The 15,637-nt window shown below is 52.5% G+C and carries 14 protein-coding genes; 4 read left to right on the top strand and 10 right to left on the bottom strand.

Annotated features, from left to right (window positions below):
- Nucleotides 1-44: 44 nt before the first annotated feature.
- Together ACYX4J_RS03560 and ACYX4J_RS03555 are read right to left on the bottom strand one after the other, a co-directional pair.
- Nucleotides 45-1,328: a glutamate-5-semialdehyde dehydrogenase gene (locus ACYX4J_RS03560; RefSeq protein ID WP_444934046.1), complete on the bottom strand. Its 1,284-nt coding sequence runs from the start codon at nt 1,326-1,328 to the stop codon at nt 45-47.
- A gap of 96 nt (nt 1,329-1,424) precedes the next feature.
- Complete coding sequence (locus tag ACYX4J_RS03555; protein ID WP_444915651.1) at nt 1,425-2,006, bottom strand: LON peptidase substrate-binding domain-containing protein; 582 nt, start codon at nt 2,004-2,006, stop codon at nt 1,425-1,427.
- 188 nt (nt 2,007-2,194) lie between these two features.
- On the opposite strand from ACYX4J_RS03555, the gene ACYX4J_RS03550 reads away from it, so the two are divergent.
- Nucleotides 2,195-2,476, top strand: a complete 282-nt coding sequence (locus tag ACYX4J_RS03550; protein ID WP_282931463.1) for a peptidylprolyl isomerase — start codon at nt 2,195-2,197, stop codon at nt 2,474-2,476.
- 72 nt (nt 2,477-2,548) lie between these two features.
- Here the strand turns inward: ACYX4J_RS03550 and ACYX4J_RS03545 are convergent, their stop codons facing one another.
- From ACYX4J_RS03545 to mpl, 4 genes are all read right to left on the bottom strand, one after another.
- Complete coding sequence (locus tag ACYX4J_RS03545) at nt 2,549-5,131, bottom strand: efflux RND transporter permease subunit (RefSeq protein WP_444915650.1); 2,583 nt, start codon at nt 5,129-5,131, stop codon at nt 2,549-2,551.
- Nucleotides 5,132-5,249: 118 nt separating this feature from the next.
- Nucleotides 5,250-5,537 (bottom strand): Rdx family protein, encoded by a 288-nt coding sequence (locus tag ACYX4J_RS03540; RefSeq protein WP_282931461.1) that lies wholly within the window; start codon nt 5,535-5,537, stop codon nt 5,250-5,252.
- Nucleotides 5,527-6,189, bottom strand: a complete 663-nt coding sequence (locus ACYX4J_RS03535; RefSeq protein ID WP_444891899.1) for a flavin prenyltransferase UbiX — start codon at nt 6,187-6,189, stop codon at nt 5,527-5,529. Before ACYX4J_RS03535 ends, ACYX4J_RS03540 begins: the two co-directional genes overlap by 11 nt.
- 31 nt (nt 6,190-6,220) lie before the next feature.
- Nucleotides 6,221-7,603, bottom strand: a complete 1,383-nt coding sequence (gene mpl / locus ACYX4J_RS03530) for a UDP-N-acetylmuramate:L-alanyl-gamma-D-glutamyl-meso-diaminopimelate ligase (protein WP_444907407.1) — start codon at nt 7,601-7,603, stop codon at nt 6,221-6,223.
- A gap of 287 nt (nt 7,604-7,890) precedes the next feature.
- Here mpl and ACYX4J_RS03525 point away from each other — a divergent pair, with 287 nt between their 5' ends.
- Complete coding sequence (locus ACYX4J_RS03525; protein WP_444915648.1) at nt 7,891-9,153, top strand: 6-phosphofructokinase; 1,263 nt, start codon at nt 7,891-7,893, stop codon at nt 9,151-9,153.
- A 66-nt stretch (nt 9,154-9,219) separates the two neighbouring features.
- Here ACYX4J_RS03525 and ACYX4J_RS03520 read toward each other — a convergent pair whose 3' ends face one another.
- The 3 genes from ACYX4J_RS03520 to ACYX4J_RS03510 all read right to left on the bottom strand — a co-directional run bounded on the left by ACYX4J_RS03520 (nt 9,220) and on the right by ACYX4J_RS03510 (nt 13,290).
- The gene (locus ACYX4J_RS03520) at nt 9,220-9,582 is read right to left on the bottom strand and encodes a VOC family protein (RefSeq protein ID WP_444915647.1); all 363 of its coding nucleotides are present in this window, start codon (nt 9,580-9,582) and stop codon (nt 9,220-9,222) included.
- A 30-nt stretch (nt 9,583-9,612) separates the two neighbouring features.
- Nucleotides 9,613-9,981: a hypothetical protein gene (locus tag ACYX4J_RS03515; protein ID WP_476177912.1), complete on the bottom strand. Its 369-nt coding sequence runs from the start codon at nt 9,979-9,981 to the stop codon at nt 9,613-9,615.
- 456 nt (nt 9,982-10,437) lie between these two features.
- Nucleotides 10,438-13,290: an ExeM/NucH family extracellular endonuclease gene (locus tag ACYX4J_RS03510; RefSeq protein WP_476177911.1), complete on the bottom strand. Its 2,853-nt coding sequence runs from the start codon at nt 13,288-13,290 to the stop codon at nt 10,438-10,440.
- A 264-nt stretch (nt 13,291-13,554) separates the two neighbouring features.
- Between ACYX4J_RS03510 and ACYX4J_RS03505 the strand changes: the two genes are divergently transcribed.
- Together ACYX4J_RS03505 and ACYX4J_RS03500 are read left to right on the top strand one after the other, a co-directional pair.
- Nucleotides 13,555-14,025: a MarR family winged helix-turn-helix transcriptional regulator gene (locus ACYX4J_RS03505; RefSeq protein WP_444911424.1), complete on the top strand. Its 471-nt coding sequence runs from the start codon at nt 13,555-13,557 to the stop codon at nt 14,023-14,025.
- A gap of 2 nt (nt 14,026-14,027) precedes the next feature.
- Complete coding sequence (locus tag ACYX4J_RS03500; protein ID WP_444911425.1) at nt 14,028-15,002, top strand: S41 family peptidase; 975 nt, start codon at nt 14,028-14,030, stop codon at nt 15,000-15,002.
- Between the two features lie 28 nt (nt 15,003-15,030).
- On the opposite strand, the gene ACYX4J_RS03495 is transcribed toward ACYX4J_RS03500, so the two are convergent.
- Nucleotides 15,031-15,630, bottom strand: a complete 600-nt coding sequence (locus ACYX4J_RS03495; RefSeq protein WP_445361207.1) for a pyridoxamine 5'-phosphate oxidase family protein — start codon at nt 15,628-15,630, stop codon at nt 15,031-15,033.
- Between the last annotated feature and the right edge of the window lie 7 nt (nt 15,631-15,637).

Below are 15,637 nucleotides of genomic sequence, written 5' to 3'. Positions count from 1 at the left end.
ATTTCTCGTACCCCCCGCACTCGCTGCCCCAAAGGGAAAAGTGCTTATTGCCGGATATGGCCATCTCCGAACACAATCCATTTTTGCGAAGTGAGCCCTTCCAGGCCAACCGGGCCGCGGGCGTGGATTTTATCAGTACTGATACCAATTTCCGCCCCCAAGCCGTACTCGAAACCGTCAGCAAAGCGGGTTGAGGCATTAATCATCACTGAGCTGGCATCCACAGCACTCATAAAACGGCGGCTGCGACTGTAATCCTGGGTGACAATTGCCTCGGTGTGGCCGGATCCGTAACAGGCAATATGGTCCATAGCCGCTTCCATATCCGCAACAACACGCACAGCGAGAACCGGGGCAAGGTATTCCTCACTCCAGTCATCTTCTGTCGCCGCTACACAGTGAGCAATGATTTCACGGGTCCGGTCACAACCGCGCAATTCAACCCCTTTGTCTTCGTAGGCACCAGCCAAGCGCGGCAGTATATCCGCCGCAACCATCTCGGCAACTAAAAGTGTTTCCATGGCGTTACAAACACCATAGCGATGGGTCTTGGCATTGAGGGCGATATCGAAAGCTTTGTCCAGGTCAGCCCGATCATCGATATACACATGACAAACACCGTGTAGGTGTTTGATCACCGGCACCCGGGCTTCGCGACTGACCCTTTCAATCAGGCCGGTTCCACCCCTGGGTACAATCACATCCACATATTCCGGCATAGTAATCAGGGCACCCACCGCTGCTCGATCGGTGGTATCGACAACCTGCACCGCCGTTTCCGGTAAACCCGCTTCTCGCAAGCCAGCGGTAATACAGGTGGCAATTGCCTTGTTCGAGTGCAGCGCTTCACTGCCTCCACGCAAAATTGTGGCATTGCCGGATTTTAAGCACAGGCTCGCTGCATCAATGGTCACATTGGGCCTGGACTCATAAATAATGCCCACCACCCCTAGGGGCACACGCATTTTGCCCACTTGAATACCGCTGGGGCGATAGCGTAAATCTTCAACTTCTCCCACCGGGTCGGGCAGCTCTGCCACCTGCACCAAGCCCTCGATCATGCCATCGATGCGGGCATCGTTAAGCTCCAGACGATCCAGAAGAGCCGCATCTAAGCCGCGCTCGCGACCCGCCTGCATATCCAATGCATTGGCCTTCAGTAGAGACACCCGCTGAGTCTCCAGTTGGGCAGCGATGGCTTTGAGAGCATTATTCTTGGTGGAGGTATCCGCGGCAGCTATCTGTTTGGCGGCGGTACGGGCGGCGCGCCCCATTTGTTCGAGCTTGGCGCGAGTGGATTGCTGATCAGCGGTGTCTGTGGCGGTCACTTGGCTCTCCGTGCAAAATCCGGTCGGCCGCGCAGTATAACCCAGCGAGACCCGGTTTAAAGTGCCGATTACCGGGCCGCACAGCTTTGTATCTAGCTATTCCCGCGTCCAACGGTCCAGGTTCTCGGCGATAGTAGCAAGTCGCATAAGAGGATCTTCTACCGCCAGCAGATCGGTGCGAACCTTATCCTCCAATGGCAGAAGCTGAGCCAATTGCCAGGAAAGTGAGTCCGCAGACTCCACCGGCTCAAATTTAAGTGATAGCGTCTGTGCCCGCTCCTTCAACTCCTCCAATACCGACAGAAGACCATCGCAATCCGCCGGAATCGGCTTTTCATCTTCATCTGGTATCCATTCCACCTCCCCCAGAAGCAGGTCATCTTCTGCGCGACGGGTGTGGACAATGCGAAAGCGACGCCGACCTTTAACCTCCACATTTAGCAGCCCTCCCTCACCCTGCCCCCAATCCACGATGTCGACATAAACACCGAGAGGCCATACTGAAGCGCGCCCCACTTCGCCCCCGGAGCGAATCAAAACAATGCCGAAGCCGCTATTGGTTTTCATGGACTCACTGACAAGGTGAATATAGCGCTGCTCAAAAATCCGCAGGGGCAAAGTCACGCCGGGGTATAGAGGGACACTCAGGGGAAAAAGGGGTATCTGTTGCAAAGTCATCACTCATTATTTTTTGTGTACCCTAAAGATAACATCGCCCTAGGGAACTCTGCGGCAGGTTAAGAGACTTTTTACCGCCAACCGGTTGGATTGGGAGCAAGTTTTTCCACTTTGCGGTAATTGTCGCTGGCAAGCCCAACACCCAGCCTTTAAGCTGCTGCGGTAAATTGACCAAACGGAGATTTTTCATGCCTACAGCAACCGCTCGCCATATCCTGGTTGAAAATGAACAGCAGTGCCAGGACCTGAAACAGCAAATCGAGAACGGCGCTGACTTCGGTAAAATTGCCGAGCAGTACTCCCAGTGCCCCTCTAGCCGTTCCGGCGGTGACCTGGGCTCTTTCAGCAAGGGAATGATGGTTCCCGAATTTGACAAGGTCGTATTTTCCGAAGAGCTGCACAAGGTGCATGGCCCAGTCAAAACCCAGTTTGGCTACCACCTGCTGGAAATTACCAGCCGCCAGGACTGAGTCCCGACTGTTGAGCAGACATAAAAAAAGCCGGGGTTATCCCGGCTTTTTTATATTTCAAATTTCTTCGATTCAGGCGCTGGGCGCCTCCTGCATCGGTGCCTCGGGCTCAACTTTATCAGCTTGCCTTTGACGACCGAGCGGCTTGAACATCACCAGCAACAGGGGCAGAAGTGTCAGGGAACCCAACAGTGCGGCGGACATCGCCAGCGCGGTTAGGAGGCCGAAATAGATCGACGGAACAAACTTCGACAGCGCCAAAATTGAGAAACCGACAATAATCGTGATCGCCGTGTAGAACATGGCACGGCCAATCGTTGCATGGCTACGGTGCATGGTCGCCAGGTAATTGCCATCTTTGGCAAACTCCGCGCGGAAGCGATACAGGTAGTGAATCGCGTGATCCACCCCGATACCCACGGTAATCGCGGCGATAGTGATGGTCATCATATCCAGCGGAATACCCGCGAGCCCCATACCACCAAGTACCACACAGGCCGCCAGCATATTTGGCACCAGTGCAATCAGAGCAATCCACAGAGAGCGGAATAGCACCAGGAACATCAGCAGGATTCCGACAAAGACGGCACCCAGGGTCAGGATCTGGGATTTAAACAGGCTCTGTAACATATTGTTGTACAGCACCAACAGGCCGGTCTGATGAACATTCTCTGGAGCTATGCCCATCTCATTGTGAGCGTAGTTGTAGATACGCTGGATCAGCTCATCGCGACGCAGGGTGGGGTCTGTCTCCATCACCCGCAGGGTGATACGAGCCTGGTTGTTCTCCACAGATAAATAGGGGTCTACCAGGACAGAGCGAATTTCGGCCGGCAGGCTGGTATTGGCCACCGCCAGCTCAAAGTCATTGAGGGGACCGCCATTCAGATCCACGGCAACTTTATACAGGGTCGCCAGAGATTGAACCTTGCCTATCTCCGGCTGCTCCTCCAGGTAATCATGCAGCTGCTCCAGCTTTGCCAAACCGGCAACCGTAAACCAGTAGCTCTGCTCCACTGACTCCTCTTCACCGCCAAATGGATCATCGGAGGCAAAGGGGTCCTCTTCTACAGCGAAGGGATCTTCCTCTGCTTCCATCGCAAAGGGATCTTCTTCTCCCTCGAAAGCTGCCTCCTGCTCCTCGGGCTGATCCAGAATAATATCCAAGGTCACAGTGCCACCCAAGCGGCGGTCAATCACCAGCATGCCCTGATAAATTTCCGTGGAATCATCGAAGTAATCGATAAAGCGGTTTTCCACTTTCAGCTGGGATATACCCACCACACTCACGACGGCTGCCAGCAGTGAAATACCTAGCACCACAAACTTGTGGCGCTCAGCAAAGCGGGAAAACTGCAGGGTAAATGCGTGGGAGTTATCTGCACTCACACTGCCCACACGCTTCGGCAGCACCATCAGGAAACTGGGAATAATAAGGAACGACAGCAGCAGAGCCACAGTCACACCCATCGTCATCATCCAGCCAAAATCGATAACCGGGCGAATGCCGCTCACCACCAGGGACACAAAAGCCACGATGGTGGTCAGTGCGGTATACAGGCAGGGCTTGGCCATAAAGCGTACTGTCTGCAATACCAGCTTTTCAAGATTCCAATCCGGGTTCTGGGCAATATATTCCCGGTAGCGCACCGCCAGGTGGATGGTAATTGCCAAGGTAATAATTAACAGCAGTGCGACAAAGTTGGCCGAGATCACTGTCAGTCGCCAATCCAGCCAGCCGAGTAGCCCCAGCATCACCACCGCAGTGGTAACACAAGTCATCAGCGGCAACAGCACCCAGCGCGGCTGGCGGAAAATCAGCAACAGGGTAATCACGATAAAAGCGAGGATCCCCACACCGAATACCAGCAGGTCGCTTTTAATAAATGAAATCATATCGGCGGTAATCATGGTGACACCACCGAGGAACAGCTCCGCTTCGCCGTTGTAGCCAGCCAGAATTCCGCGCACGGTATCGACGCGCTGGTGGGCAATTTTCTCTTGCTCAGTACGGTGGGCCAGATAGACCGCGCTGATCTCCTCCAGGCGAACGGCCTCTTCCGGAGTCAGCCCCTCTGTATTGCGCTTGCTGCGCAAAGCATCCCGCTCGCGCACCATCTCGATGCCGCGGCTATCCAGTTTCAGGTTCGCCAGAATGGCGGTCGTCTGCCCGTCCGGGCTCAGGATCAACTCCCGATAAATCGGGCTTGAGAGGAACTCTTGCCGGGCCATATCCCGATCGACATCGGGCCTGGCGAGCGTGCGCACCTCATCGCTGATATCGGTGAGAACCAGCTTGGGGCTGTACAGCAGTGGGACATCGAGAATGCTCTGCACACTGGACACACCATCTACCTTGGCCAATTCATCCCGCAACTTGCCCAGGGTTTCCAGGGACTCATCACTGAACAGGTCCCCAGTCTTGGAGCGGTAAGTGACAACCAGGAAGTCGCCACTGGCATAGCGCTCGGAAATCTCGCGGAAATAATCCAGGGATTTATCAGCTTCCAGAGTGAGGGAATCGGCAGAGGCGTCGATCTTCAGGCGGGACAATCCGAGGGCTGCCAGCAGGGTTAACAGGCCGATAACCACCAACACCACAGCGGGCCGCTTGGTCACCAAGTATTCATAAGACTTCTGTAAAGCTGACAGCATAAATTTCCGCTTCTTTCCAAACTAAAAACTGGCCGCATTGCGGCGCGCATATTGTTCGCCTATGCGATGAATTAGCAAACCTAAAATTTGCCACCGCACCGTTTTATTGGAACTTTTTTCAGGGATTGTCGATATGCCCCAGGTCGCGTTCGGGAAACAGGGTATCCCTGACGCGACGTTTGAGCTCCTTAGCACCGGGAAAGCCGCCGTCACGCTTGCGCTCCCAGATCAAAATTTCGCCAATCCGAATCTCGAATACTCCCCCAGTACCCGGTTGCAATGCAACCTGATTGAGGTCATCGGCGAAAGTGTGCAGCAATTCCTGGGCCATCCAGGTGGCTCGCAACATCCAGTTGCACTGCACACAGTAGTGAATCGTAATACTCGGTTTTATCTCATTGCCCATCCTGCTCTCCCCAGCTGGGCAACAGCTTCTGCTCGATGCCCAACTGGTCGAGCAACCGCGCCACCACGAAGTCCACAATATCTTCCACCGAACTGGGCCTCTGGTAAAAGCCAGGGCTGGCCGGCAGGATCATGGCCCCCATGCGGGTGAGTTTCAGCATATTTTCCAGGTGAATCTCTGAGTAAGGCGCCTCGCGGGGAACCAGAATGAGCTGGCGGCGCTCTTTCAGGGCTACATCCGCAGCCCGCTCAATCAGGTTGTTCGATGCTCCACAGGCCACCGCAGACAAGGTGCCACCACTTGCCGGGCAGATCACCATACTGGCTGGCGCCCCGGTTCCAGAAGCCACCGGGGAAAACCAATCGCGCTTGCTGAAAAGGGTCAGCTGGCCTTCCTGCGCGGCAAAACGATCGGCGAGGAAATTCTGCAACTCGCGCTCATCGCCCTCCGGCAACTGCATATCAGTTTCGGTGTTGATGACCACCTGAGCCGCCTCAGACAACAGCAACCACACGCGCACATTCGATGCCAGCAGGCATTGCAACAGGCGCAAACCATACTGAGCGCCGGAGGCCCCGGTCATAGCCAGGGTCACGGTCTTTTCGAAAGAGGATTGATGCAAAGTCGATACCTTATTAAGCCCTGCGAGCATAGGACTGCGCAGGAAACATTAGTCTTCTGACTTAGAGATCGTATTTCTGTTCCAGGGCACCGATAAGGCGCTGGTGGATACCGCCAAAGCCGCCGTTGCTCATCACTACGATATGGCTACCGGAATCGGCTAGCTGCAACACAGATTCCACACCATCTTCAATCGAATCAAAAGTTTTGGCCGGCACCGATGAGTGGTGGGCGACGTCTTCCAGGGACCAGTTAACTCCCTCAGGCTGATACCAGAGCACCATATCGGCTCCGGAGCAGGAGTCGGCCAGCTTGCCCTGGTGCACTCCCATACGCATGGTATTGGAACGCGGTTCAATCAGGGCAATGATTTTATCCTCCCCTACCTTCGCCCGCAGACCATTGAGGGTGGATTCAATCGCGGTAGGGTGATGGGCAAAATCATCGTAAACACGGATGCCGGCCACTTCTCCCAGGCACTCCATACGGCGTTTAACCCCCTGGAAGCGCGCCAGAGCTGCCGCACTCAAATCTGGGGTGACACCCACATGCCGCGCCGCAGCCATAGCCGCGAGGCCATTTTGCACATTGTGCTGCCCGGTCAGGTCCCACTCGACCCGCGCCACAGCTTCGCCTTTGAACTGAACCGTAAAACTGCTGCCATCGGCGGCAATATCCACTGCGCACCAATCACCCACTCGCACACCTTCGGCAGACTCGCTGCCAACCCGCTGCACTTCACTCCAGCAGCCTTTATCAAGCACCTGCTCTACATTCTCTTCGGCAGAGGCCACTATCAGGCCGCTAGCAGGCACAGTTCGTACCAGGTGATGGAATTGTTTCTGGATTGCCGCCAGGTCCTCAAAGATATCTGCGTGGTCAAATTCGAGATTGTTGATAATCACCGTGCGCGGGCGGTAGTGCACAAACTTGGAACGCTTGTCGAAAAAGGCAGTGTCATACTCATCCGCCTCGACAATAAAGAAGGGAGACTCTCCCAAACGAGCAGAGACACCAAAATTAGCCGGAACTCCACCAATCAGGAAGCCGGGCTGCATATCTGCCGCTTCCAAAATCCAGGCCAGCATACTGGCGGTGGTGGTTTTACCGTGGGTTCCGGAAACCGCCAATACCCAGCGGCCACCCAGGAAATGATCGCACAACCACTGGGCGCCAGAGGTGTAAGCCAACCCTTTTTCCAACACCGCCTCTACCGCCGGATTTCCCCGGGACATGGCATTACCAATAATCACCAGGTCCGGGACGGGCTCCAGCTGTGCGGGATCATAGCCCTCGGTAATTTGGATACCCGCCTGTTGCAACTGGGTGCTCATAGGTGGATAAACATTGGCGTCACTGCCGGTTACGCGGTGCCCTTCCGCCACCGCCAGTTGGGCCAAACTGCCCATAAATGTGCCGCAAATACCTAGAATATGAATATGCATAGCGGAAAAATGTACTCCTACGGGTTGCGGCGCAAGCTTAACACGGCAATTCGGGCCAGTAATTGCCAAATACCCCAGTTACCATGCAATTTACTCGCTATTCCATTAGACTCCGCCCCCGCATTGGTCGGCCTCATCCCCGGTACGGTGGTAGGAATTTTCCCGAAAGGGTCGACACCCGATACGAGCTCCCGGTTATCCCCACTGGCACAAATGTTTAAAACTAGATGCGAGGCGGACTACCGGATCGGGATACTTCTCTATATCTCTATAAGCACAGGATAACCATGTCGAAAAAGAACGCCTTTTATGCGCAGTCCGGTGGCGTTACCGCCGTGATCAACGCATCCGCCTGCGGCGTAATTGAAGCTGCGCGTGAAAACCCGGACCAGATTGGCAATGTCTACGCAGGGCTAAACGGTATTCTCGGCGCGCTGCGCGAGGAGCTGATCGACGTGAGCCAAGAGAGCGCAGAGGATATTGCTGCACTGCGCCACACCCCCTCCGGTGCCTTTGGTTCCTGCCGCTATAAGCTGAAGAGTCTGGAAGAGAACCGCGCAGAATACGAGCGCCTGATCGAAGTCTTCAAAGCGCACAATATTGGCTACTTTTTTTACAACGGTGGTGGCGACTCAGCAGACACCTGCCTGAAAGTATCCCAGCTGTCCGAGACCATGGGTTATCCAATCCAGGCCATCCATATTCCCAAAACTGTAGATAACGACCTGCCCCTGACCGACAACTGCCCGGGCTTTGGCTCCGTTGCCAAATATGTTGCCGTTTCCACCAAGGAAGCGGCCATGGACGTGGCCTCCATGTGCGCTACTTCCACCAAGGTATTTATTCTCGAGGTGATGGGCCGTCACGCGGGCTGGATTGCCGCTGCCGGCGCTCTGGCCCAGGAACAGGAAGGCGATGCACCCCACATTATCCTGTTCCCGGAAATCGCTTTCGATAAAGAGAAGTTCCTCGCCAAGGTACAAAAGACCGTAGACGAGAAAGGCTACTGCGTTATCGTCGCCTCCGAAGGCGCCCAGTACGGCGACGGCACCTTCCTTGCCGATGCCGGCACCACCGACGCCTTTGGCCACAAGCAGTTGGGCGGTGTTGCACCGACCCTGGCCAACATGGTCAAAAGCGAACTCGGCCTGAAGTACCACTGGGCCCTGGCAGATTACCTCCAGCGCGCCGCCCGCCATATCGCTTCTGCTACCGACGTTGAGCAAGCCTACGCCGTAGGTCGCGCCGCAGTGGAAATGGCTGCAGCAGGCAAAAATGCCATTATGCCTGCCATTATTCGCGCAGAAGGTGAAGAGTACAGCTGGTCCATCGCAGAGGCGCCACTGTCTGAAGTCGCCAACGTAGAAAAATTTATGCCGCGCGAATATATCAGCGAAGACGGCTTTGGAATTACTGAAGAGGGACGCAAGTACCTGCTGCCATTAATTCAAGGCGAGGATTACCCTCCTTACAAAAATGGCATTCCCCAGTACGCCACCCTGAAAAAGCAGCTGGTGGAAAAGAAGCTGGGTACCGATTTCGAAGCTTAATAGAAACGGTTGCCAGTCTCCCAAAAGCCTCCGAGTAAAATCGGGGGCTTTTTTCTGTAAACGCCTCTACGCAGACCCCACATCAGACCAAACCGCAAATTCATTGCCGCAAGGTTCCCTAAAATGGAAGCGCCTGCCACCAGGAAACGGGAAAATTGGCTTGGCTATTTCGGCTCCGCATCGCGTGACCTTCTCCAGGGTACCCTCCAGGTCGCGGCTGTATAACACCACTAATGCAGATCCATTTTCAGTAGTGCTCTGCAGCTCTGCCTTGAAAAAGCCACCGTCCAATCCCGCATTTGAAAAAGCGGTGTACTCCGGACCGTAATCGGTAAAAGTCCAATTAAAAGCCTCGGTAAAGAATGCTTTTGTCTTACCCAAATCCCTGGAGGGCAACTCAATATAATTAATTTTCTCGCACTCTCTCATAAGCTCACCATTTTCCTTATTTTTCAATTTTCAGGCTGTAGGTCGCACCGGAGTATTCACCACCTGAAAACTGCCATTTGCCAGCGCTAGTGGCCGATCCTGATAGAGAATAATGGCGCGATCCATCATCTGTACAAAATCGAGCATCGCATAAAGCACCACACCTTTTCGCCCCTGATATATATCAGGCCGATAAATCAACGCCGCCATCCTATCGTCCATGGCTTCATAGGTATATGAAGCTTCCCCAACTAACTTTCCCGACGCCGTAACGTAACAATGTGTCGCGGTTTCATTGGTTACCGTGTGGGTAGAAAGGTCGGGGAAATCACCTTGTTTTGAATAGTGTGTGCCGGTCCATTCCAGGCTTAAACCTTCCAATGTCTTAAATGCCTGCAAACTATGTCTCCCCCAGTGGTTTAATAGCTTCGCTGATCACTAGTAACTGATTTACCTGAAGCAATAAAACACACGCTGACTGAAAACGACACTCCTTGCATTAAATATTTATCTATTTTGATACGTCTCTGATAGGCCCCAATGATATATCAATACTCCAGGAAGACATCTTAGGCACTTTACTCAAGTCTTTTTCCAATTCAGGGATCGGGCACGCACAAACACTTTCCCCTCCAATGGTCCATATAAAAAAGATTTTAATGACTCGCAATGGAGCCTTGCCGGGCTACCAATATGAAAACGAGGAAGTGAAACACTCGGGCATATACCCACGAAGGTAAAGAAGAAAAATACGCAATTAACGCGGGGAGGAAAGAAAACGGCCGAATATCTCTTGCCTTAATATCCGACCGTTCAATATGTGGAGTTAATTATTTATTGTTGTTGATATCCATCTCAGTGCCAAAACGGCTTGCGAATCTCAATTTCACGGTAGGCTTTATCTTCATTACCGAAATCGTCTTTCACAGTCAGGGTAATTTCATAACTACCACCGGTGGCATAGCGATGCAGTGCCATGGGGCCGGAGCGGCTGGTGCCATCACCAAAGTCCCACTCATAGCTCAGGTTACCGTCACCATCGTAACTACTGCGCTCTTCAACCCACACCCAGCGCAGGAAACTGTGCACTTTAAAGTCAGCCTGAAGCTCAACAACTTCATCAACCTGTACAAGCTGCTCAACGGTGGAGATCGCTCCCCGGTCGTCCTCAACCTGGAGAATTACAGAATAAGTGCCTGCTGCATCGTAGCTATGACTGGGGTTTTGCTCAGTACTGGTAGTGCCATCACCAAAATCCCAGGCCCAGCTAACGATAGTGCCATCGGTATCGACGCTGCTGTCGAAGTAGTTCACTTCGAAGCCTTCAACACCCCACTCAAACCCGGCAACCGGCTCCTGGTTATCTGCCCCCAGATCCAGTTCAACCACAAGCGGATCGTGATCTGAAGCGCGGAATGCATCAGTCGAGTAGAAACTCTCCACCTGCTCATCGGTTTTATTCTCGATGTTGTAATCCAGCACCCGAGGCTCATCGGCATTGATATGCCAATCGGCCGCACCTGTTACCAGAGGAGCCAGTGATTCACTGGCGAGAGCGTGATCCAAGTAGCCGGACTCACCGCTGTAAACATAGGAGTAGGCTTCTCCTTCACCGAAAGCCTCCAACAAATCAGCGTAGCCAGCGTCCTTTAGAGTGCTAATTGGGTTTTCGCGGGCATAGCTATTGAGGTCACCGAGCACCAGAACACGATCGGTGCCGCTACCTGTCGGGTCAGAATCAATCCATGAAACCAGGGCATCTGCGGCTTCGGTGCGCAGCGAGTTCCAGCAGCCCTGTCCATCACCCAGATCATCGTTCAAACTGCCATCGTCAGGACAACTTCCCTTTGATTTGAAGTGATTGACCACCACGGCCAGCTCTTCACCACTTGATAGTTCGGCAAAAGCTTGTAGCAGTGGTTGGCGGTTACCGTCATCAAAGGGATAGCTATCAGTTGTCGCAGCAGCGCCTACAGGCATTACCCGATCGCTGCGATAAATCAGCCCCACAGAAATTTCATCGGTGCCCAGTTGAGTCAGGTCTGGATTAATAAATTGATAGTTTTCACTGCCAGTAGCCGTGTTAAGGCCATTAATTAAATCCTGAATAGCACTTTCTGAACCGTAGCCATCGTTCTCAATTTCCATTAAGCCAACTACATCGGCATCCAGGTCTAAAATAGCGGAGATAATTTTATTTCTCTGGCGCAGGAATTCTTCTTCAGTATCAGCCCCACGGGAAGTAGGGAAACCGCCGCCATAACCATCGCCATTAAAATAATTCAGAACATTAAAGCTGGCGATCTTTAAACTGCCCTTACCCGGTAATTGTGGAGCGCTTTCACGCAGGTTGGCAGCAACAAATTCTGGCGCCTCCACGGGATGTACTCGGTAGGCGCTGTAGCTATACCCCATTACACCGCGCAATCCCTCTACCGTATCACCATTGCGTAAGGTATTACTGGCACTGAGGCCAGAGACCGGGTATGGCACCGCTTCCGGGTTCTGCACACTGGAACCATCGTCCAACACAATCCTATTAAGATCGTTTGCACTTTCCTGTGCTACGGCTGCAACCCCAGGCTCATTGTTGTGGGTGGGAATATAGAGACGGCCATTGGCCAGGGTGACTTCACCATAGCGCCCCAGGTTATAGTGGTCATTCACCATCAGGGCTTGCGGGAACTCAACCAACATCCCCTCGTATTGCTCCTGCTCTTCAGCAGAACTAAACGGCAGGGAGACTTCCTGGGCAGTCACACTGTAGCCGCTACCGCAAACCGTAACGCCATCTACCTCATCTAACTCGGTAAAGTCATAGTATTCAGTAACCACACCACCGACACGAACCAAATCCCCGACTTGCACATCTACACCGAAGCCTTTGTCGTGTACAAACAGTCCCTCAGAGGTATTGATCTGGCCATCCTGATCACTGTCTTCCTCTTGCAGGAAGAAGCCGGAAAGGCCGGTGCTGGTATCTTGGAAATCACCAACAACAACGGCTTCAATTTCGTGGCGCTCATTCTCCAGAGCGCTTTCAAACTCATCACCCTGAACCTGGCTGATTAACGTAGAAGTATCTCCGCAATCGCCGAGAACAACATCGTCATCACCGCCGTCATCTCCGCCACCAGTGCCGTCTTCGCTGTGCCAGCCAAGGTTGGAAAAGTCATCCTGACCTGCGCTAGACCACTCTGAAGCTGGGTCAAAATCCGTACTGCCGTCGGCACGACCTTCACTCACACTCCAGTCACGGATTAAGGTTTGGTTCTGGGTACCCAGACTGCTATCGCCCCATTGGCTACCGGGATCAACACCGATCTGGCCGATAACATCCACATATCCATTGGGGCCACTCAGGGCAACCGCATCATCCCCATTAAACAGGCCGCTGGTATAAATCTGATCGGCTACTGACAGGATTGAGGAGTCAGCACTGGCGTGGGCGAATACGTAAACATCGCCGTCTGCCAAGCTGCCACTTAGGGCGATGATTGAAGCCGCCGCAGAGGAGCCATTGAAGTAAAGTTCAATGCTGTAGCTACTGAGGTCAACCGCTGCACCCGTGCCATTGTAAATTTCAAGGGCCTTATTGTTGCTACTGCCCTCGATATATTCAGAAATAATGAGGTCGCTGGCTTGGACCTCTTCAGCCAAAAATGGTAACCCCAGGGCTGCAAGGGCAGCCAAGCCAATCTCTTTCATAATGTTCTCTTCACTCGTACCTGACACAGATCACGCGGCGCAAAGATTGGCGGTTAATTCCTAAAGTTCGATGAATGAAATATGAAATTTAAATTTCAGCTCTTTGTTCAAAAATCCATTTCACACAGAACCCGCCAAACTCGCCACACAATGCAAAAAAAGCGCCAAAGAATTTGTACGGGGTGATGAATAGCGGCAAAGAAGCTTGAAAAGTTCGCCAAAAGTTATATAGTCACTTATATAAGTGTTTATGGAACAGCTTTTATGAAATACAGCCAACTGGGGACTCAGCTTCGTCACATTCTGGAATTACTGGATGGCGATGTAGCAGAGAGCTATAGGGCCTGTGGCCTGGAGAATTACAAACCCCGCTACACCCCGATAATGCGTGCACTTATCCACAAGAGAGATATCACCATTAGTGAGGTGGTAGCGAGCACCCACATTTCCCAGCCCGCAGTGAGTCAAACTGTAAAAGACATGATTAAGCAAGGGCTGGTACAGACCTCTTCTGGAGAGGATGCTCGCCAGCGCAAAATACGCTTGACCCGCAAAGGCAGTGCGTTGATACCCAAGTTAAAACAGCAGTGGATAGCAACTCTGGAAGCTGAGCAGTCCCTCAATAGCGAATTACCGACAGAACTATCAGAGCTGCTCAATCAAGCAATTCAAGCTTTAGAGAAACGTCCTTATTTAGAGCGGATACAAGAAAATCTATCAATAGAGGCTACATAAATATGAAACGCCAACTCAAGATGAGTTTAGCGGTATTAATCAGTTTTTTTTCCATGTCTCTCGCGGCAAGTTCCGGCGCAATGAGTTCCTGCCAGTTTGAGACAGGCCCGGTTATTAAAGCTGCTGCAGTAGCTATTCAGAAGCACTATATATTGGAGGAAAAAGGACAGGCGCTATCCGCTCAACTCAATAGCCTGGCAGAATCCAAACACTTTAATCATCTTTGTAGTGACTACCAACAATTAGCCAGCGCACTTACCAAAGAAATTCGCACCCTTTCCGGTGATAAGCATTTCTATATAGAGCATATAGATAACCAAAAAGAAGCCCACAATTGGATTGAACAGTGGCAGGCTGAAGCGCCCAGCAATAACTACGGCGTTAAGAAAATTGAGATTCTTCCCGGTAACATTGGCTACCTTTCCCTCTCTTCTTTCCACACCTATAAAAATGCCCACCAAACCCTCGCTGCGGCTTTCACCCTGCTTCGCCACAGCGAGGGCCTAATACTCGATTTACGCAGTAATGGCGGCGGAGACGAAGAAACCGCCAATGCTGTTCTGCAGTCATTTATTGACCCCCATTCTCCCTTTCCCTTTGTTATTGAAAGCCGCAAGGGGAGAGAAATACCGAAACGTATTTCACCTCAACCCTGGCCCACCTATGGGAGTGACAGACCAATGGTCATTCTGATTGATGGGAGATCCTTCTCTGCATCTGAGAGTACCGCCTTCGCACTACAACAGCTGGGCCGAGCCACGATTGTCGGTAATGCCAGCGCCGGTGGGGCACATATGATGGAGTCCCCCAAATCCCTCCCCTATGGCTTTGAAATCGGTATCCCAGATAAACGCCCGGTTTCTACGATTGCCGGCAGCCGCCCCAATTGGGAAGGACAGGGTGTTATCCCCGATATTGAAGCCGGCCAGCAGGAGATCATTCAAATCGCATTAAAAGTAGTGGCAGAGGCCCTATAAGGCTCCCTTTACTTTGCTAAATTGAGCACTAGCGAAACGGGCACACAGGCTTGACCCCGCTCCACACAGGCAGAGCCAAATCCTCTTTATTATCGGATGGCGCGCCAGTTCGGCTTTTGAAAGCCCCCTCCTCTATAGTCAGGCGCATCAAAGCTGTTCCCTTGCGCTCCTGTAGGCTGGGGAGGCGCACCTGATCCCAGCGCCCCGGCTCTATATCGTCAATAATCGCTTTAAAAACCGCATCAAATTCCCGCTGCTCTTTGACCCTCTCACCTCGGCAAAACAATACCGCAGAGCGATAATTAGCACTGTGATGATAAGCTGACTTGGCCAGTACCCACTCATCGCAGCGGGCAAATGAAATACAGACCTGTTCTCCTGCCTCCAATAGTTTTTGTAGCCGGCTCTTGTTAGCCAGGTGAAAATACAAAAACTCCCCCAGACGCCAAATGGTTAAAGGAATAATGATGACTTCACCGTCTTCAATAAAACCGACATGGCCTAGTTTTAGCTCATCGATAAGCTTATAAACATCCTCTCGCCGATAACTGGCACGCTTGGGAGCACGACGTACACGACTCTTTGCTGAGGTTGGCAATTCATCAGAGATTGGCGAATGTAAATTCATAAAACCT

The sequence above is a fragment of the Microbulbifer sp. ABM4_008 genome (assembly GCF_056311705.1).
This window is presented reverse-complemented; position numbering and strand designations above follow the sequence as displayed.